This window comes from Streptomyces canus, assembly GCF_030815415.1.
GTDB classification, from domain to species: Bacteria; Actinomycetota; Actinomycetes; order Streptomycetales; family Streptomycetaceae; genus Streptomyces; species Streptomyces canus_F.
Genome location: NZ_JAUSWW010000002.1, coordinates 1 through 17,629, shown reverse-complemented (window position 1 = coordinate 17,629; position 17,629 = coordinate 1). Strand labels below are relative to the sequence as shown.

Below are 17,629 nucleotides of genomic sequence, written 5' to 3'. Positions count from 1 at the left end.
AGCGCATGGGTTCGCCGGGTCGTTCAGGCCGCGGCGGCGAGGGGGCGTCCGCCCCATCGGATGCCCTTCTCGCTGCGGATGCGGGCGCGTTCCTTGCGTTCGGCGGCCAGGACGCCCGGGTGGCGGGCGTTGGCGTTGCGCCAGCGCAGGTAGGCGTGCAGGGCCCGGGTCTGCACGGTGTGGTTGGGGTGGTGGGAGTTGGCGATGGTGAACTGCCGCAGCGGTCCGAAGTGCGCCTCGATGGGGTTCGCCCAGGAGGCGTAGGTCGGGGTGAAGCACAACTCGACCTTGTTCTTCGTCGCCCAGCGGCGGACGTCGGCGCCCTTGTGGGCGGACAAGTTGTCCAGGATCACGTAGATCGGTGCGCCGTCGGGCCGGGCGGCACGGATCGACTTCAGCGCGGCCAGCGTGTTCGCGGCACCTTTCCTGCGGTGGTTGACGCCCCACAGGCGGTCGTCGCCGACCGAGTAGCAACCGTGGAAGTACCGGACTCCGTGAGTGCGGTGGTAGGTGGCCGGCAGCCTGTCGGGGCGTTTCCGTGGCGCCCAGCCCGAGCCTGCGGTGGGCCGGATGCCGAGCGGTCCGAACTCGTCGAAAGCGAAAACCCGGTCCGGGAAGCGGTCCAGGACCTCCTCGATCCGGTCCAGCTTCGCCTCGCGGTCCGGGTCGGGAGATTCCTTCCAGGTCTTGGTGCGCTGGAAGGTGACACCGCGGCGGGCGAGCAGGCTGCGTAACGCTTCGCGGCCGATGCGAATGATCCGGCCGTGGACTCTGCGCAGGTAGGCGACAAGTTTGCGCAGTGACCAGCGGGTGAAGGGCTGGCCGAGCTTGACCGGGCGGGTGGTGGCCGTCTGGACGACGAAGTCCTCGTCGTCAGGGCTGAGTTGGCGGGGACGGCCTCCCGCCCACTGAGGGTCCAGACAGGCCAGGCCGATCTCGTTGAACCGGTGGATCACATCCCGGACGGTGTCCTCGTCGGCCGCCACGAGTTGGGCGATCACCGGCACCCGGTTCCCGCCAGCCGAGGCCAGCAACATCATCGCGCGCCGGTAGCGCACCGAGTTGGTACTGCCCCGGCGCACGATCTGCTGCAGCTTCTGCCCCTCCTGGTCGGTCAACCTGCGCACACGGACAGGCTCAGCCACCGCGCCTCCAGCGGTCGGATCGGACGTCACCCCACATCCAACCGCCACCACGGCCAGCCCGGCGAACCTATGCGGTCAGAGCACTAGGCGAGGACAGCGGCGGCCTGCTCGCCCTGGGGCACCTCACTGATCGGGCCGTCCTGGCCGTCACGAACGCCTACCACCGGCGCGTGTGGGGCTACCGCGTCCGGCCCAGCAGCGAACTCGCCGACCTGACCCGCTTCGGCAGCCGACGCCTTCACATCCGGGTCACCCCGGGCAGCGAGGACGACGACTACGCCTGGCAGTTCCACACGGCTGAGCCCGACGACTCCACGGCCCAGGCCGCCACGCTCATCGACGTCGAATGGCTCGCCCACGAGGACGTCGCCGTGCAGTCGGAATGCCCCGCCTGCACGAAGGCCAGTCGGTCGACCAGCCTCATCACCGGACCCGGCCGCACCGGCTGGGGTCACTACCACCGCTGCCGCGCCTGCGACCACGCATGGCCGGCCGCCCCCGAGTACACCCCTGGCCTGACCAAGCACGGCCGGTGGTCGTTCACCCGGGCCGATGGCTGCTTCGCCTGCAGCTGTCTGCGCGACTACCCCTGCCAGGACGGCTGCACGATCCAGCCGGACCCGCTGATCGGCCAGCGTCTGTGCACCCACTGCCGGAGCCAGCACCCACACGACGTGTGGCAGCAACTCGCCGCCGTCGCCTACGGCACCACCACCGTCTTCGATCACCTCGACGACCAACGCGACCGCTGGCTCTACAGCGAGGCCCTGCGCGGCACTTCACCCGCCCAGGCCGCACAAGCCTGGCAGCACCGCCTCGCCCTCACCGCTCAGCGAGCCGCACCCCGCCACATCGAACCGACCACACCCTGACCCCGTCGACGGCGCGGGCCACGTCCGGTCAGCACTCTCACGGACCGCCCGCCCTCCACCCGGCCTGTCCCATCACAGAGCCGGAACCACCTGCCCCCGGGGCGGCCGTCGACTCCGAGTCCGGCCGCCCCGGCGCCCTACCGACCACACGGAAGGAACCCTGTGCCAGCCACAACCCCAGACCGCGCTCCGATCGTCGTCCTGTGCGGATCCACCCGATACTGGGACGCTCTCACCGAAGCCGCCCTCTACGAGACCGCCGCCGGCCGCATCGTCCTCGCCCCCGGCTGCAACCTGAAGGAACCCCACCCGCTGTGGGCCACTCCCCAGAAAGCCGACCGGCTCAAGACGATGCTGGACGACCTTCACCGCCAGAAGATCCAGCTGGCTGACCGGGTCCTCGTGGTCAACCCCGACGGATACATCGGCGAATCCACCCGCCAAGAGATCGACTACGCCCGACGCCTCGGCAAGCCGATCTCCTACACCCACCCGACACGCTGACACCCACCAGCAGCCTCGAACCAGCGACACCCGTTGTCTGGACGCACTGGCACCCAACGTGACCCCAAGGCCCGGCCCCTGCGACTCGCAGGGGCCGGGCCTTTTGCGTTTCTGGACTGCCGCTACGGTCTTGTGCAGGTGCAGTGGAGCGCAACGATCGTCCTCAGCGGCAGCCCCCCAGGCTCCAGTCGGCGGCAGCGTTTCCCAAATTTGGGAAACGGAGGCCGCTACGCTCACTGACGTGTGGGCAGGTCAACGCCCCCTGTATCTCAAGTGGACTTGCTTTTAGGGGTCCTGAGCAGCGACTATCCGGCGCGGAACTGGTCGCAAAACGGAGGTTGGCGTGGACGCAGTCGCGAACTATTCGGAGAAGGGGGGCGTGGGCAAGACGAGCAACTCAGCCGGCATGGTCGCCATGGCCGCTGAGCAAGGCCTCAATGTCCTCGCCATCGACTTCGATCCCCGGGCCACCCTCACCGCAGAACTCGGGGTCAAGGACCCGCGCTTCACTCTCAACGACCTTCTCTACATCGACCCCGAGGCCGACACCCCGCCCGGAGACCCGGCCGAGTTCATCCATGACGCCATTGTCCGCGCCGGCGAGGGATGGCCGTCCAACGTCTGGGTCCTCCCCTCGGAGCGACCTCTGGGCCGCCGCGAATCAGACTCTGCGATGTTCGAGACACGCGTACGCCGGGCCCTGCAAGGCCTGGAAGGCGAAATCGACCTGGCTGTCATGGATGTCCCTCCGCGCGCCGGGGGCAAGCTGGCGACGTGTGCCCTGATCGCTGCCAAGAAGGTGTTCATCCCTGCCACGCTCACCACCGACGGGCAACTGGGAGCGGAACAAGCCCTCAAAACCATCCAGTTCGTCAGTTCGCCCGGCAGCGGCATGAACGAGGACCTGGTGCTCGCGGGCCTGGTGCGGAGCATCCTTCCCAAGAAGGACGACATGCGCGCCGTCAATCACTTCGTCAACGAGCGCCTCGTGGAGACTTTCGGAGACGCGGTCATCGACGACCTGACGATAGAGCAGGCAGGCCACTACTCCGGGATCGTCAGTTACTCCGTCCGGGAAGAGTGCCGCCTCGCCTGCGTCCCGATCACTGCCGCTCCTGGCCGTGAGGCCAAGAAGCTGCAGGGGTGGTACGGCGAGCTCTTGGACCACGCAATTACGAGGAAAGGCGCCTGATGGCATCCCGACTGCTCACTGCGGCCGCCAAGGCCGCGGCTGACCCCGCGACCGCGGCAGGCAAAGGCGGACTCCAGAAGGCCACCGACCGTGCCGACCCGGCCGACGTCACGATCGGCCTTGTCCCCCTGCCGCGTACCGCCCTGGAAGGCAGCGCGACCGAACGGCTCGCCGTCCTCGAGGACATCATCGGCAAGGCACAGGACCATGCCGAACTGACAGTCCGGCAGGCGCAGGAGCGCTTCAACAGGCAAGCCGGCCCGGCCCTGGCACTCATTCAGGACGGCGAGCTCTACAAGCCCGAGTACGACAACTTCGTCGACTACGTGAAGGGCCGCTGGGGCTACTCCTCCACCCACGGCTACCTCCTGGTGGCCACGGCCAAGGTGCAGAAGGCCTTGCCGGAAGGAGCCAGCGCCAACACGGGACACGTCCAGGTCCTCGCCCCGGTACTCCGGCACAACGGGCTAGACGCCGTCAGCGAAGCCTGGGCCAAGGCAGAGAAGAAGAACGGCACCCCCACCGCCGCCACCCTCAAAGCGGCAGTCGAAGAACTCGGCTACGGAAAGCCGGCTGACGTCGTCCAAGGCGAAGTGATCAGCCGGAGCGACCAGCCGCCGGTCGCGCCAAGCTCCGTCGGGCAGCTGGAGAACGCTGTAGCCCTCGTGAAAAGGCACGTCACGCGAAGCCTCATCAAGAAGGCCATGGAAGAGGACCCCGAGGAGACCCGCCGCATCGCCGAAGAGCTCGCGGCCTGGGCATCGTCAGTAGTCCACCCCGCCACCAAGTAGCAGCCGTCGACCGCAGGGGCGTTTTCCCAAATTTGGGAAAACGCCCCTGCGGCTACCTCGGGTGGAGGGAGCAGGCCGTCAGTGATCCCGCCTCATAGGGAAGCGTGCACCTGGTCTCGTCGCAGCACCGCGATACCCACCACGAGGTCGGGCCGCATCTCGCTGGAGCCTGCTGAAGGTCAGGGCAGGCGGGGCGAGGGCTACGGCACGGCAGGCAGTCGAGAGCGCCACGGAAGACAAGGCCGCGCGCAAGGCTCGTAGCGGCGACGAAGCTCAGCGGCAGCAAGACGCCATCCGCCGCATCGGCCGAATCCTCAGCAAGGTGAAGGTCGATGCCGATGCCGATGCCGCCAGCGAGGGCGACGTCGTCGAAGCAGAGCTCGTTGAGGACTGACCCGTGCCGTTGAGCGGGTTCCCCAATTGGGGAAGTCCCGCTGCTTTTGGCGCCCCAGCGCCTCCGCGGCGCAGCATTGCCTGGCATCGGGTGCTGATCGTCAGGTGGGTGAAGGCGCCTTCACCGACGCCCGCCCGGCTGGATCGGGGGCGAGGAATCCCCGAAATATCAGTGTTCTAGAGTTTCGTTTGTGACGAAAATGCCTCCCGGTCAGGGCGACCACAGGCGGAGCGAAGGCGGCGAGATCGGCGAGACGGTTACCTCTCGCGAGCGGCTGCTGGAACGCACCTGTGAGTGGTGCGGTGAGCCCATCACCTACGGCGGCCGTGGTCGACCGCCGCGCTATTGCACTCCCGTGCACCGCCGCCGCGCCTGGGAGCTCCGCACCGCGCAGGACCGCGCAGGCCGGTCCGTGGACGAGGGCGGACGAACTGCTGATCCGGTACGCGAGGTTGTCGAGCGCACAGAGACCATCGTCCGCACGGTCACGCTCCGGGACACTGACCAACCCCCTCCGGCAGTTCGGCCCGCGCAGCGTCTGAGCGGTCAGCCGTACACCCTGCCCGAGGACGCAGTCGAGTGGATCGAAGCACTCGCTGCCCTACGCCGAGAGGGTCTATCCAATCCGCGGATCGCACCCTTCCGCGAACACGTCGCCAGGGCCTGCGAGCGGACAGCGAAGGCCCTGCGCGCCAGCATCGGGGACCCGGAAGCCTGAAGAGGCGACAGCGTCAGCGATCCACCCCGAACAGGGGCACGTCGTCCGGTCTCATGTCGGTGCGGATGCGGGTGAGCCGTACCGGGTGGCGCCAGCGTCCGGCGCTGTCCCGGGCGACGTCCACGGCGACTTCGGCGACGACCTCGGGCACGACCAGGTGCACCGACAGCTGCTCCCGCGAGCCCCACCCCACACTGAAGGTGCGCCCCGTCCACGCGTGGTCGGAGTCTCCGGCGTGCAGCTGGTCGGCGAGGGCGTGCCGGACGGCCGCACCCAGCGTGGTGGTGCGGCCGGTGTACCGCAGGCGCCCGCTCGCGTCGTAGCGGCCCAGCAGCGCCGCGGTGGGCGCCCGCAGACTGCCCGTGACCGCGCCGACGATCGCCTCAGTGGTCTGCCGAGCCTTGTACTTGGTCCACCCCCGCCCACCCGCCACATACCTGCCCGCCAACGGCCGGAAGACCAGCCCTTCGAGGCCGACGGCCGGGAAGTCGGCCAGCCACGCGGCCGCCTGCTCCGGGTCGGTCGTCGTCGGGCACAGCGACCAGGGCGCCGCCAGCCCCTCCTCGAGGAACAACGCCTGAAGCGCGGCGTAGCGTTCGCTGAAGGGGCGCCCGGTCAGATCCTCGCCGTACACGCGCAGCAGGTCGAACGCGACCAGATGCGCCGGGAACTCGAGGGCCGCGCGGGCCGCGGCCGCGCCGCGGTGGTGCATGCGCTGCTGGAGACGCTCGAACGCGAGCCGGCCCGCCTCCCACACGATGAGCTCGCAGTCGACGGCCGTATCGTCGGGCAGCCGACGGACGGCCTCCTCGATCTCCGGGAACGCCCGGGCCAGATCGCTGCCGTTACGGCTGCGGACGGCGACACGGCCATCGGCCCACCGGCCGGCCAGCGCACGGTAGCCATCCCACTTGGGCTGTGCCGCCCACCCTGCGGGCAGCGCCGGATCGTTGACCGGTACGGCGCGCATCGGCTCGGGCAGCGACCAGCCGGACGGCAAAGACGGAGACATGGTCGACGTCTTCCACCGCCCGCGCCCGCATCGGGCCTTGTTCCCCCAGGTGCGCACCGATTCCACGCTTCGGACGCGGAGCGGAACACCTTCAGACTCCGCGCACAGCGGCGATCACAGGGACCGAACGAAGATTCGCTTAGGATCCAGCCGTGGCACACACCCTCGACGAATTGATCCAGCTGGAACGTTCCGCCGAAGAAGCGCGCAGGAAGCTCGCCGGGCTCGATGGCGAGGCCTTTGAGGCGCAGTGGGAGCGGTGGCGGGAGGCGGCCGCGGTGTTCCAGGCCGCGGTCACGGCCACGGAGCCGGGCACGGGGCGTGTCGAGCTGGAGATGAAGGTGAAGAAGGCGGTGCGGCACACGGCCGCCGCCTGACCCTCTATTCGGCGGTGAGCCGGTACTCGCCGACTGTCGGCTGCCAGTCGGGCGCGAAGCCCGGATCGGTGATGTCGTCGGCGACGGCCTCGCCGGCCTGCGCGGTCGCGTTGTCCGGGTCGGCGGGCTGGTCGGCTGAGAGCTGATCTTCGGGCATGCTGCTCAGCATGCCAGCCGCTACGGCTGTTGTGGCCACGTCGTCAACACGGCGCCGGTGTGCTCGTCGGTGAGGATCACGCGGGAGCCGGCCTTGCCGCTGCACTCGCCCACCCACAGCGTGAACTTCTCTCGGGCCACGGCCTCCACGCCCCACCAGCCGTGCCGCGCCCTTCTGCCGTCAAGGATCAGGGTCACGTGGTAGCGGTGGTGCTCATCCATGGGCATGTCCTGCCAGCCATTCTCATCGGTCCACAGCCGCACGTCCGGCGTCTGGCCCGTCGCGGCCGTCGCCTCGGCCAGCGCTTCGCGGAGGTCGGCGAGGATTCCCTCCATCGTGGTCGGCATCCGCGGCGAGGGCTCGTGCACGGCCAGGCCGTGCCTCAGACACAGATCCAACCAGCGCGCCCCCTGGTCGGTGTTGAGGACACGGGCCGTCGAGCCGCCCTCCTGGCAGACGGCGCAGCGATACGCGGGCCGGGCGGTGATCCGGGCACGCATCTGCTGGTCGGTGGGGGAGGTGGGCGCCGGCGGCAGCGCGGCCACGTCGATGTCGGCCTGTTTGAGCAGCTCGTCGAGGCTGATGCGGTCCACGGTGCCTCCTGGTCTGCTGGGCTGCCTGGGTGCGGTGATCAGGTTAGCGTCTATAATCGAACGTGTGCACGATTCAAGTCCGTCGAAGCTGGTCCTGCTCCGTTTCCTGGAGCGGGTGCAGGAGCGGGATCTGGCCCGTACCCGGCGGTGGATCGTCGATGAGGAACGTCGCGAGGCCGAACGCCGGCGCGGCATCGAGGCCCGCCCGCCGGTGCCGGACTGGCTGATCGAGCAGAGCATCGGCCACCAGGCCCCGCCGGTGTACGTACATGTCGGCGGCTGTCACATGGCAGGCAAGCGGTCCAAAGGCGCGGCGCGCGAGCAGGCGGTACGGGCGCTCACGGAAGGCGTGGATCCGTGCCCGCACTGCCGCCCCGACACCGACCTCGGCATCCTGGACTGACCGCAGCCCACAGGAAGTTCGAGAGCGTCCGCCCTCGCCTCGAGGCCGACGAAGGCCGGCATGTTCGGGAATCCGCAGCACACAGCCACTATGCGAAAACCCGACTCCGGCGGTGACCAGCCACTTCTCGCCGCGCCCTCTGGCAGACGCAGGCAGGGGCGGTCGGCGTGGCCCGGCCCGGGCAGCTGCCTCACATCCGGCTGCGCAATCGGCCGGCCGGACCTGCGCAATCGACACCGCGACGGCTGCGCAATCGGCTGTGACGGCTGCGCATTCGCGGCTGCGACCACTGCGCAGACTGTCCCGCCCAGCCGGGCCCGGAGCGTGCCGGTGAGGGGTCGGTGGGCAGGCTGCGCAGCTGCGCGGTGGTGGCTGGCTTCGGTTGATGCGCAACAGCCGGCCGATCGCGCAGCCACTGCGCATTGACTGCGCAGAGCGTGACCTAGATGGACGGGTCTCTGGTCGGGGGTGGAGGGCCGCCTGGTTGGGCCTGGCGTCGTGGGAGGCCGAGAAGGTCCGCCGGGTCGCCCGCTTCATCGTCGCGGCCGGCGGGAACGCCCACTATGGCTTTATCGAGCAGTAGTGAAGTCAGTTGCCGGTGGGTTTGGGAGGCGCCCTGATCCGTGGTCGGGTGATGTTGATGAGTTTGGGAGGCACCGGCTCTCTTGCCAGTCCCAAGCGAAGTCGCCCACGTCAAATACTGGCGGCACTGCTGGGCACGACTGGCTCAGTTCGGAGGGAGGAGTCGACGCGGTGCCCCCGCAGGGCGGGTTTACCTGGTCCGTAGGGGTGCGCAACCCGTTCACGTACGTCATCCGATCTCGGCGCCACCGGCAGTTGGTTCGCCCCCATCGGCTGACCGAAGGGTTCTCAACGGTCAGCTACGTGACGGCGCCACTGCTCGGACTCTTCATCCCAGTAGATCGTTACGGTACGGCCCTTCTCGGCTGGCATGGCCAGGGCTTCGAGATCGGTCGCAGCCAGGGCGGCGAGCGCCGCGTCGGACAGACTCGTTGGCACGCTGAAGCGAAGGCCCGCTGCTGTGTCCTCTACGAATATCTGCGTCATACCGCTATGGATTTGAGGTGCGCCTTTCCGGCCGATCATGCGGCGAGTGGTTGCCCGGGCGACTTCGAACGCTTGCTGCCCGGCCTGAGCGGCGATGGATTGCAGGAACGGTAAGACCGCTGCCGTCACTGTCACTCCGGAGAAGGCTGCCAGAGCGGTCATGATCTCGGCGTTCCCAGTGTGTACGTGAATCCGGTCGCCTGCATTGAAGACGGCATGTCCACCGAGCGCACGCCACTCCGGGGCAAGGTCTGGGGACGTCAGGTGGCCGTGGAGTTCCTGCAAAAGGAGGGTGCTTTCCGCCGACGAGACCCCGCGGGTGGCCTGCGCTCGGTCCAACCACTTCCGCATGTCGTCGGGGCTGGCTTGGCCCGTCAACCACTCCAGGCAGATCGCAAGTACCACTCCCCGTTCAGCCCGGACCCTCTGGCTCATGGTGTCCCCCTCCTGAAGTCCAGCGTCCCATCGTGCCCGAACGGCGGGCTCTCGACAGAGAGCCCCGATGGCTCTTCGTCCAACGAGTCGGCTAGTTCGGCCGACGCAAGGCAACGGACGGCTGGGGCCCCGCATGCGCGGTAGCCGTGCCGTCGCTTCTGCTAGACATTCACGATCCAGGTGATCGCCAACTGCCTCTACAACCCGTCGACAAACGCTGTCCCTGGAGATGAACGAAGCCACCCACTACGTCGACGTCGTCTCGCTCAACGACATCGAGGCGGCCGTGGGCGCCGCCCGGACCACGGCGGGCGAGCTGCGCCAGGAGGCGGCGGAGCTCCTGGCGGGCGGCTACGACCCGATGACCGCGTACGCGCCGCAGAGCTGGCACTGACGCACCAGGAGACGGCGAGCGGGGCGGCACCCACCACCGGGTGCCGCCCCGCTCGCCGTTGGCGTGCCGGGCTGCTTACTCAGCCCCGACCATGACCCCGACCAGGAGCGCCAGGACCCCGACCACGGCAGGTCAACGCCCTGTCCGTGAACACCGCGCTGCCGGGGTGCCGTCCTCACCGCCTTGTCCACCAACCTGGGCAAGTCCGACATAGAAAGTGACCATGAGGAGGGCGGCGGCCAGCGCGATGGTCAGCGGGCCCCTGAGTGCCGGGCGCCGGTGGACGAGGTAGCCGAGGCCGGCCACGACGGCCACGCCGACAATGCCCGCGAGCGCCACGACGAACAGAGAAAGAGTGGACATGAGTTTTCCCCCATGGGAACGAGCACGCGGTGGACCCGCGTGCGGTGGAAGGCGGAGTGAGCCCAAATGCGGTGGAAGACGGAGTGAGCCCAAAAGGGCAGGCATGCGCCGGATGAGCGGCGTGAGCGTGGAGGGCTCGTCATGGATGTGCCTTGGGAGCGCCGTCGCGTAGGCCGTCATGGTCACGGACAGCGGGGTTAGCCCCGCAACCCTCGCTTGACCTGTACCTTCAGCGCTGGCGTCCTCGTCACACGGTCACGTGTGGGGGACGTCCAAGCAGCAGTGCGGCGTTGACTCTGGCCAACGGGCAGGCGGCATTCAAGATTTCGAGAGGTTCCGGTAGCGGAAATCCTTTGCGCTTCGGCCGCGCCGGACGAGCGGCGCGAGCGTCAAGCTGCCCTGTCCCTCTCTGCCCTGACATGTATGTGCCCGGCGAGCGCCGTGCGCGTTCGGCCGTCATGGTCACGAACAGCGTGGTTAGCCCCGCAACCCCGTTCTGACCTGCACTGTCAGCGCTGGTGTGTCCCCCGTAAAAGTCCGCACCGGCCCCCTGATGAGCAGTCCTCCGCTCCGGCTATCGCGGAGGAGGAGGTGTCGGCGGGCATGCCCGGCTTGCCCGCAGGGCCTGAGCTGGCAGAACACCGGGCAGAGCCCAACGGGTGCTGCACCCCTCGGTCCACCCTTCGGTGCAACGGTGGGCGCACCCCTCCGGGCAACGGTCGGGCCCACCAAGGAAGCAACACCCCGCAGGCCATGCTCGGTCCTCCCTGGGCAAGCCCGTCAACTCGTGGGCAAGCCTGGCCCGCAGGCTTGCCCGCACCCCGACCACAGGCCGTACCACAGGCCAGACCATGGGCACCGGGACCCAGACCACAGGCCATACCAAGCAGGTCAGCGCGGTGGGCACGCCCGCGCCCTAGCCGAGGCGGAGGCACGGCACCTCAAGGAGCGCCTGACGGAACGCGCGGGGCACATCGCGGATCTGCAGCGCGCTCTCGCAGAGCTCACACCCGCCCTGGAACGGGCGACCATCCCCCCGCCCTCGCCCCCTGCCGCGGCCCCGGCCGCTCCCGCGCCCGCCCCCGCCGTGGCCCCGGCCGCGCCGGAGACGGCACCCGCCGGCCGCGACCAGGAGCAGGGCGAGCGGCGACGCTGGTGGCCCCGCCGCGGCTGACCACCACACACCGCGCCGCGCCCGACCCGGCCGGGATCTCCTGCGACATCTCCTGCACAATCCCCTGCACAATCTCCTGCGCTATCTGTTGCGCGAGCTCGTCGGGGCGCTGCGCGTTGTCGCTGGTGACCACGCCTTTTTAGGCATGGTCGGGGGCCAGACATCCCCCCTGGAGCCTCCCTCAGCCACCCACGATCAGGAAGAAGGAGATGGGGCGGGGCTGGGGCAGAGGTCGGCCCGGCGGGGGGACCGGGCGCCCTGGAGGGGTGTTGCGCGTCGTCGCCTCCGCGCTGCCCGGCCGCTGAAGCGTCCGGGCCGTGGAGCAGGGCAGCAGGCGGCGGCGAACGGCGAACTGCGCTGCTGCGCCAAGGCGTTGCGGTAGGAGACAGCGGGCAGTCGGCGAACTGCGCTGCTGCGCCAGGGTGTTGCGCTGGAGGTTGCGCCAGGGTGTTGCGCCAGGGTGTTGCGCTGGAGGTTGCGGTGGAGGTTGCGCAGCCTCATGACGGGCGCTCCCGTCAGCCCTGGTCAGAGTCCCACCGGAGCGTGGTCTGGGTGCTGACATCCCCCTCAGAGCACCCCACGACCGCCCCGGCACAGAAGAAGAAGGGTGGGAGGGAAGCGGGCGGGACGCGGGGAGCACCTCGGGGGATCGGGCACCAGCCGTACGGCTCGCGCGCGTCGGCGGGGCCGCGCGCGGTCGAGGCGGCGCGATGTCCGCGCAGCACTTCATGGGACCCGGCGGCACCTGGCCGGACTTCCCGGACGGAGGAGGGTCTCCCAGGGAAGTAGTCGGCACGCCCGGGACCCCTTGACCACCTCCCCTGATCTGCAGTTTCGCCTGCCCGGCCGGGTCGGCTGAGGCAAGTTGTAGAGCAAGTTGAGGGGCAAGTTGTAGAGCAACTTGTGGAGCAAGTTGTAGAGCAACTTGTAGGGCAAGCCGCCTGGCCCGGACCGCCGTGGTCCGGGCCTCGCGTTCCGAAGGCTCCTGCCTGGGCTATGTCGTAGTCCCGGCTGAATGTGACGCCGGGCCAGCCCTTTCTACCAGCGCATGCCGAGGGCATCGAGGTCCGCACGCCGCTCGGCCGGCAGCTTCGCGGCGCGGCGGCGGGTGTTGGAGATGAACGATCCGAGTCCGAGGAGTTCGCCGTCGACGTCTTCGCGGTGTTGGCGGGGTACGTGGAGGTGTCCTTCGCGGGCGTGGAACTGTCGCGCGGCGGTCATGTTCCGTTCCCACAGCTCGTCCTGGGACCGCCGTGCCGGAACCACCGCCACGCCCTCGGCCTGCGGATGCACGCCGATCTGTCGTTTCAACGGTCTTCCCAGGCTCGTGACGTGGGGCCGGCCTGCGGTTCTTCGAGCCGGTTGGGCGTCCGGGGCCGGGCTTGGAGGGTCTGGGCACGTCGGCGGGACGGGCGGTCTTCACGCGAAGGCAGGGCGTGCCTGAGGGGCGGTCTGCTGTCGTGAGGTGACCAGATGGCTGCTGTCGTTCGGTCATCATCGGGGTGGCTGGCTGCCGCGGAGGCGGCTACTCACACATGGCGCATCGCCGTTGCGGCAGCCGGAGCTCGCGCACCCTGCTTCCGTCGGATGGCCGTGCCGTCGCGCGCGCGTGCTGCAGATACCGCAGAGAGGTCCTCGAACATAGCCGTGCTCGTGGCAACGCCCCTTCGCGAACCGGATGTTGCGGCGTGCGCGTACTGGCGCACGAACCTCACGTTGCAGCACACTCCTACGGTCACGCAACCGCTCGAATCTATGCGTCCCTAGGGGTCTCATGCTGTGGAAGAAGATGGCCGTGATCGCTGCAACTGTCGGGATAGCGATCGGGCTTAACGTCCCATCGGCGAGCGCGGTGTCGGTGAGGACGGTGTTCAAGGGCATGCCGGACACGAATAAGTGTCTGGACTATCGGGCGGACTTCGGACCGTACGTGACCGGCTGCAATTATGGCGGCTACCAGACGTGGTACTGGGACACCGGCACCGCTTTCACGGCCCTGCGGCAGAAGGGGACGGGGCTGTGCCTGACGGCGCGGAACGGGCTGATCGCGATGAAACCGTGTTCGGCCGATGACACCGCGGCGTACTGGAAGATGGAAGGCGACTCGAGCTTGATGATCAAAAATGTGGTAACGCTGACATGCGTGGCCAGGAACACGCTTGACCGGGTGCAACTGTCGACGTGCACGGGTGGACCTTCGCAGCGGTGGGCGGCGTTGGTTGTTTGAGAGCGGCTCCAGCGTACGCGACCCCCGCTGGGCTCCCCGGCCATGGCCGTCGCCACTGAGCTTGGTGTTTAACCTCGGCCGTTCACCTGACCCGCTGATCTTCGAATCAACAGGTCGAGCCACCATTGCCCGAAGAGGGCGCTTTGGGAATCCGTTCGCGGAACGGTCGCCGTGACCGTTCCGCGAACGGCAGCCATGAGGGGAGTGGGGCTCTAGGAGCAAGGGGGACGGGCATCGTGATGACCTTGGGCCAAACTTGGCGGTGGCTCGCACCGCCGCCACCCGGGGCCTGCCGGGAGCAAGTTGTCGATCGGCAACTCGGCCCACCGCCCACCTGCAATCAGGCTACCGAGCCCGCCGGCCCGGAGGATCCAGAAGCAGGCACTCAGCCGCCGAGGATGCCGTTGGGCAGCAGGGTGGACAGGGCATCGCCGTTGAGGACGCCCCCCCCAGGATGTTGGCGACCTGCCCGAACAGGCCCGAAAGCAAGTCCGGGGTGGTGGTGGGTGGTACAGGGGCGGCAGCTTGGGCACTGACGACGCCCGCGATGAGGAATCCTGCGGTGAGTGTGACGACTGTTGTTGCGCGTACCGCAGTCCGCAAAGCGGCCGTAGGGGCGATCATCTGTCCTCCGTGGTGTTGCAGGGCACGGGCGGACCGTGTCTGACAGCGGTGCTGGACGCAGTGCGCCTGGAGCCCGGGGCCGACGTCGCCGCCGTGACCACGGTCCAGATCCGTGAAGTCATCGAGCGGCTCGTCGCCGCCGGCCAGTGGCAGCCGGGCGATCCCGAGGTCCTGGTGGTGCTGGACGCCGGCTACGACGCGCCCCGCATCGCCCACCTGCTGGCCGGGCTGCCCGTCGAGATCCTCGGCCGTCTCCGCTCCGACCGCGTGATGCGGCGGCTGACACCGCCGCGGGTCTACGACCCCAAGGGTGGGCGACCGCCCAAGCATGGCGGTGAGTTCGTCTTCGGCGACCCTGCCACCTGGGGCGTCGAGCAGGCCGTGACGACTACGGACACCCGCCTCTATGGGAAGGCGACCGCGCAGGCGTGGGACCGGCTGCACCCGCGGCTGACCCGCCGGGCGGCCTGGCTCGACCATGACGGCCCGCTGCCCATCATCGAGGGAACGGTCATTCGCCTGGTTGTGGAGAAGCTGCCCAGCGGCGGGGTCAACAAGCCCGTGTGGCTGTGGTGGTCGGGCACCGGCGCCACCCCGGACGACGTGGACCGCTGCTGGCAGTGCTTCCTTCGCCGTTTCGCCATCGAGCACACGTTTCGCCTGTTCAAGCAGACGCTCGGGTGGACCAAGCCCCGGCTTCGCAGTTCGGAGGCGGCCGACCGGTGGACGTGGCTGGTGATCGCCGCCTATGCCCAACTGAGGCTCGCCCGCCCGCTCGCCACCGACCTTCGACGGCCCTGGGAGAAACCGGCCCTGCCGAACAAACTGACACCCGCCCGCGTCCGCAGAGGGTTCAGAAACCTGCACGCGAAGACCGGCTCCCCGGCCGGTGCACCGAAACCGTCCCGTCCTGGGCCAGGTCGGCCACCGGGTTCGAAGAACGGCCGCCGGGCCCTCCGTCATGACGTGGGCCGGGTCCTCGCGACCGGCGAGGCGTTCAGCCGCCCTGCTCACCACAAGGTCGGCACCAAACCAAGGCGAACGGGTCAAGAGGAAACCGTTCGTGAGGGAACCGGGCTTGCCTGATCGTCCGAGAACTCGGGGCTCGGATGCGCGATTGCCCCTCCTTCAGCACGCGGGTTCAGTGTCCAGGATGCCCTTGACCGTCAGGGCACCTTCGATAGTTGCGCTCAGCCACTCTGCCAAGTTGATGCCCTGAGGCCAGTGATGGCCCTGATGCGTGCACCACATCGGCCCGGCGGGGTCTCGGAAGTCAACCAGGGACCAGATGGTGCAGCCCCAGTCATACACCGGCACCAGGCCGGCAGGGATCTGACCGGAGGGATCTGGTCCGTCTTGATAGATTTCTGCCAGGTCATTCCAGGCGCCTTGGCAAGCTCCTCCGCGAACTCCCAAGATGCCCTCTGCCGGGCCGAAGCCCCCGTTTGCCACCTCCAAGTAGAGGCGCCGCAGCAACGGCGGGAGAGGGAAGCCGATGATCTCCTCTGCCTCCGTGACCGCCCCCGGTGTCGCCGGCGCAGGCAGCCCGCCCGCACCAGCGCAACCACGGACAGCCTCGACGATCGCTTCATCCATCACGCTGGCAGCCTCGCAGACCCCGCCATGACAGGTCACTCTGGGGCGTTGAAACGGCAAGCCAGTCAGAAGCCGCGACGTTAAACGTCAAGCTGAGCCCTCTTGCTGAGGCTCGCACGGGACACAGTTGCTCGAACTCCTCGGCCACCCAAAGACGAGCGATGGGAAGCACCACGCACCAAGCGCAGCTCGCCGGCGCCACACCCGCAGCCCAGGACGACCGGGGCCCCCCGCGCGGTCTGCTCCGCACATCCGGACAGCAGCCAAGCGGAGAGCCGCCCGAGGCGGGCGCCCGACAGTGGCGCGAACCACCGGCCTACACGGCACCCGAACCCACGACCCGTATGGAGAATGGTGTAGAGCCTGATAAGAGAAAACGACGGATCGGTTGCCACCTTTTCCAGGGAGCTTGATCAGTTTGCGGCTGCCGGTTACACAAGGGTTGGCGATCATTCGCATCCTCCGGCTAGATGATCGGGAGGGTGGTAGCGGAACGTTGAAGCGCGGAGGAATTGATGGCGGTTACAGGTCGTATCGCTGCCGTGATTGCACGACAGTACGGGAGTGACACGGATGCGGTCATCTCACTAATAGAGGAGGCTGAGCTGAAGGTATTTCACAAGCCAGCCCATGAGAGGATAGCGGCTGCCGTCATCATTTACGCTGATGGAGATGTGGACCGCTTCTTTCGAGCGATCCGCGAGATGGAGATAGACTGGCGCGATCTTCTTTTTGATGCCCATATCGAGAATGTTGGTTGGGAATCCAAGGTGGACGATTATTTCGGTGCAGGCTAATCGGTGCGGGCTTAAAACTTTTTCCTTCACCGTTCATAGTTCGACGCGACGCGCCGCCGCTACGCGACGGACACCCCGGGCGCTCCGCGCCCGGACGAGAGCAGCGGTGGCATCGCTACGCGATGCACGACGGAGGGGCGGCCCGCTGATGCGGGCCGCCCCTCCGTCCTCTGTCTACGACGCTCCGCGTCGCTCTTGGGCGGGGGTGCCGGAGTCCCTTGACCGGCACCCCCACCCGCGGGCCAGCACCGCGTAGGCCTCCTCGCGGGCCTCCGCGATCCGGGTCGGAGAAATCGGCTTCAGCTTTGCCATTTCTGGATTTCCTTCCAGGTGCACCGGAATAGGGCGACAGAGAGACCGTGGATGGAAATAGGCCAAGTTACTGTTCATCACTTCAGGGTGAACCTGGGGGACATGCCGCGTGAGCCCAGAATGCAGCCGACACTCGAAATGACGCACCACGAAGGCAGATTGAGGAACCGTCAGTCACGGGCTTTGTAGTAGTGAGAGGGGGTGGGGTTTGAGACCAGAACCCATCCGGTACTCAACTTTGACGCACGGCAGAGTGCTTGACGGTTCGTCAGTTCCGGCAGGCGCCTACCGCTCCGCTTCGGCACCGGCCTCCCCTTGTAGGCGCTTAGGTCGGATCGCGGAGCGATCAGGCCTTAGAGCTGCACGGAGTGCAGCTCAGGGTGGGGAGCGCGGAGCGTCTCCCCACCTGCCCGGACGGAGTCCGGGCCCTCCGGCGCTTTGCGCCGGAACCGCCGCGTAGCGGCGGCGCGTCGCGTTCGCG

At 68.3% G+C, this 17,629-nt stretch carries 18 protein-coding genes and 1 pseudogene; 10 read left to right on the top strand and 9 right to left on the bottom strand.

Features of this window, described 5'->3' with window-relative positions; translation table 11 throughout:
- Window positions 1–23 precede the first annotated feature (23 nt).
- Window positions 24–1,145, bottom strand: coding sequence for an IS630 family transposase (locus QF037_RS49235; protein WP_307037996.1), 1,122 nt, complete (start codon window positions 1,143–1,145; stop codon window positions 24–26).
- A gap of 170 nt (window positions 1,146–1,315) precedes the next feature.
- Between QF037_RS49235 and QF037_RS49230 the strand changes: the two genes are divergently transcribed.
- The 4 genes from QF037_RS49230 (at window position 1,316) to QF037_RS49215 (ending at window position 4,504) form a co-directional block, all read left to right on the top strand.
- Complete coding sequence (locus QF037_RS49230) at window positions 1,316–2,017, top strand: hypothetical protein (RefSeq protein ID WP_307037995.1); 702 nt, start codon at window positions 1,316–1,318, stop codon at window positions 2,015–2,017.
- Between the two features lie 162 nt (window positions 2,018–2,179).
- Window positions 2,180–2,521: a hypothetical protein gene (locus QF037_RS49225; protein WP_307037993.1), complete on the top strand. Its 342-nt coding sequence runs from the start codon at window positions 2,180–2,182 to the stop codon at window positions 2,519–2,521.
- A gap of 343 nt (window positions 2,522–2,864) precedes the next feature.
- A complete protein-coding gene (locus QF037_RS49220; protein WP_307037991.1) occupies window positions 2,865–3,713 on the top strand; it encodes a ParA family protein in 849 nt (282 codons plus the stop codon).
- Complete coding sequence (locus QF037_RS49215; RefSeq protein WP_307037989.1) at window positions 3,713–4,504, top strand: hypothetical protein; 792 nt, start codon at window positions 3,713–3,715, stop codon at window positions 4,502–4,504. Before QF037_RS49220 ends, QF037_RS49215 begins: the two co-directional genes overlap by 1 nt.
- 1,125 nt (window positions 4,505–5,629) lie before the next feature.
- On the opposite strand, the gene QF037_RS49210 is transcribed toward QF037_RS49215, so the two are convergent.
- Window positions 5,630–6,628, bottom strand: a complete 999-nt coding sequence (locus QF037_RS49210; protein ID WP_307037987.1) for an ATP-dependent DNA ligase — start codon at window positions 6,626–6,628, stop codon at window positions 5,630–5,632.
- 152 nt (window positions 6,629–6,780) lie between these two features.
- Between QF037_RS49210 and QF037_RS49205 the strand changes: the two genes are divergently transcribed.
- Window positions 6,781–7,005 carry a hypothetical protein gene (locus tag QF037_RS49205; RefSeq protein WP_307037985.1) on the top strand — a complete coding sequence of 75 codons (225 nt, stop codon included), beginning with the start codon at window positions 6,781–6,783 and terminating at the stop codon, window positions 7,003–7,005.
- Window positions 7,006–7,009: 4 nt separating this feature from the next.
- Here the strand turns inward: QF037_RS49205 and QF037_RS49200 are convergent, their stop codons facing one another.
- Both QF037_RS49200 and QF037_RS49195 read right to left on the bottom strand, forming a co-directional pair.
- Window positions 7,010–7,162 carry a hypothetical protein gene (locus tag QF037_RS49200; RefSeq protein ID WP_307037983.1) on the bottom strand — a complete coding sequence of 51 codons (153 nt, stop codon included), beginning with the start codon at window positions 7,160–7,162 and terminating at the stop codon, window positions 7,010–7,012.
- Window positions 7,163–7,182: 20 nt separating this feature from the next.
- Window positions 7,183–7,755 carry a hypothetical protein gene (locus tag QF037_RS49195; protein ID WP_307037982.1) on the bottom strand — a complete coding sequence of 191 codons (573 nt, stop codon included), beginning with the start codon at window positions 7,753–7,755 and terminating at the stop codon, window positions 7,183–7,185.
- A 64-nt stretch (window positions 7,756–7,819) separates the two neighbouring features.
- Between QF037_RS49195 and QF037_RS49190 the strand changes: the two genes are divergently transcribed.
- Window positions 7,820–8,158, top strand: a complete 339-nt coding sequence (locus tag QF037_RS49190) for a DUF6233 domain-containing protein (protein ID WP_307037980.1) — start codon at window positions 7,820–7,822, stop codon at window positions 8,156–8,158.
- Between the two features lie 870 nt (window positions 8,159–9,028).
- Here QF037_RS49190 and QF037_RS49185 read toward each other — a convergent pair.
- Window positions 9,029–9,661: a hypothetical protein gene (locus QF037_RS49185; protein WP_307037978.1), complete on the bottom strand. Its 633-nt coding sequence runs from the start codon at window positions 9,659–9,661 to the stop codon at window positions 9,029–9,031.
- A gap of 229 nt (window positions 9,662–9,890) precedes the next feature.
- Between QF037_RS49185 and QF037_RS49180 the strand changes: the two genes are divergently transcribed.
- The gene (locus tag QF037_RS49180; RefSeq protein ID WP_307037976.1) at window positions 9,891–10,055 is read left to right on the top strand and encodes a hypothetical protein; all 165 of its coding nucleotides are present in this window, start codon (window positions 9,891–9,893) and stop codon (window positions 10,053–10,055) included.
- A gap of 132 nt (window positions 10,056–10,187) precedes the next feature.
- On the opposite strand, the gene QF037_RS49175 is transcribed toward QF037_RS49180, so the two are convergent.
- Together QF037_RS49175 and QF037_RS49170 are read right to left on the bottom strand one after the other, a co-directional pair.
- Complete coding sequence (locus tag QF037_RS49175) at window positions 10,188–10,418, bottom strand: hypothetical protein (protein WP_307037973.1); 231 nt, start codon at window positions 10,416–10,418, stop codon at window positions 10,188–10,190.
- 2,212 nt (window positions 10,419–12,630) lie between these two features.
- Window positions 12,631–12,903: a helicase associated domain-containing protein gene (locus tag QF037_RS49170; protein ID WP_307037970.1), complete on the bottom strand. Its 273-nt coding sequence runs from the start codon at window positions 12,901–12,903 to the stop codon at window positions 12,631–12,633.
- Between the two features lie 463 nt (window positions 12,904–13,366).
- Between QF037_RS49170 and QF037_RS49165 the strand changes: the two genes are divergently transcribed.
- Entirely contained in the window at window positions 13,367–13,819 is a 453-nt protein-coding gene (locus QF037_RS49165; RefSeq protein WP_307037968.1) for an RICIN domain-containing protein, read from the top strand.
- A 657-nt stretch (window positions 13,820–14,476) separates the two neighbouring features.
- Window positions 14,477–15,529: pseudogene (locus tag QF037_RS49160) on the top strand (transposase); the annotation flags it as partial.
- 42 nt (window positions 15,530–15,571) lie between these two features.
- Here QF037_RS49160 and QF037_RS49155 read toward each other — a convergent pair.
- Window positions 15,572–16,039, bottom strand: coding sequence for an SMI1/KNR4 family protein (locus tag QF037_RS49155; RefSeq protein WP_373464016.1), 468 nt, complete (start codon window positions 16,037–16,039; stop codon window positions 15,572–15,574).
- 515 nt (window positions 16,040–16,554) lie between these two features.
- On the opposite strand from QF037_RS49155, the gene QF037_RS49150 reads away from it, so the two are divergent.
- A complete protein-coding gene (locus QF037_RS49150; protein WP_307037964.1) occupies window positions 16,555–16,836 on the top strand; it encodes a hypothetical protein in 282 nt (93 codons plus the stop codon).
- 174 nt (window positions 16,837–17,010) lie between these two features.
- Here the strand turns inward: QF037_RS49150 and QF037_RS49145 are convergent, their stop codons facing one another.
- A complete protein-coding gene (locus tag QF037_RS49145) occupies window positions 17,011–17,148 on the bottom strand; it encodes a hypothetical protein (RefSeq protein WP_307037962.1) in 138 nt (45 codons plus the stop codon).
- Between the last annotated feature and the right edge of the window lie 481 nt (window positions 17,149–17,629).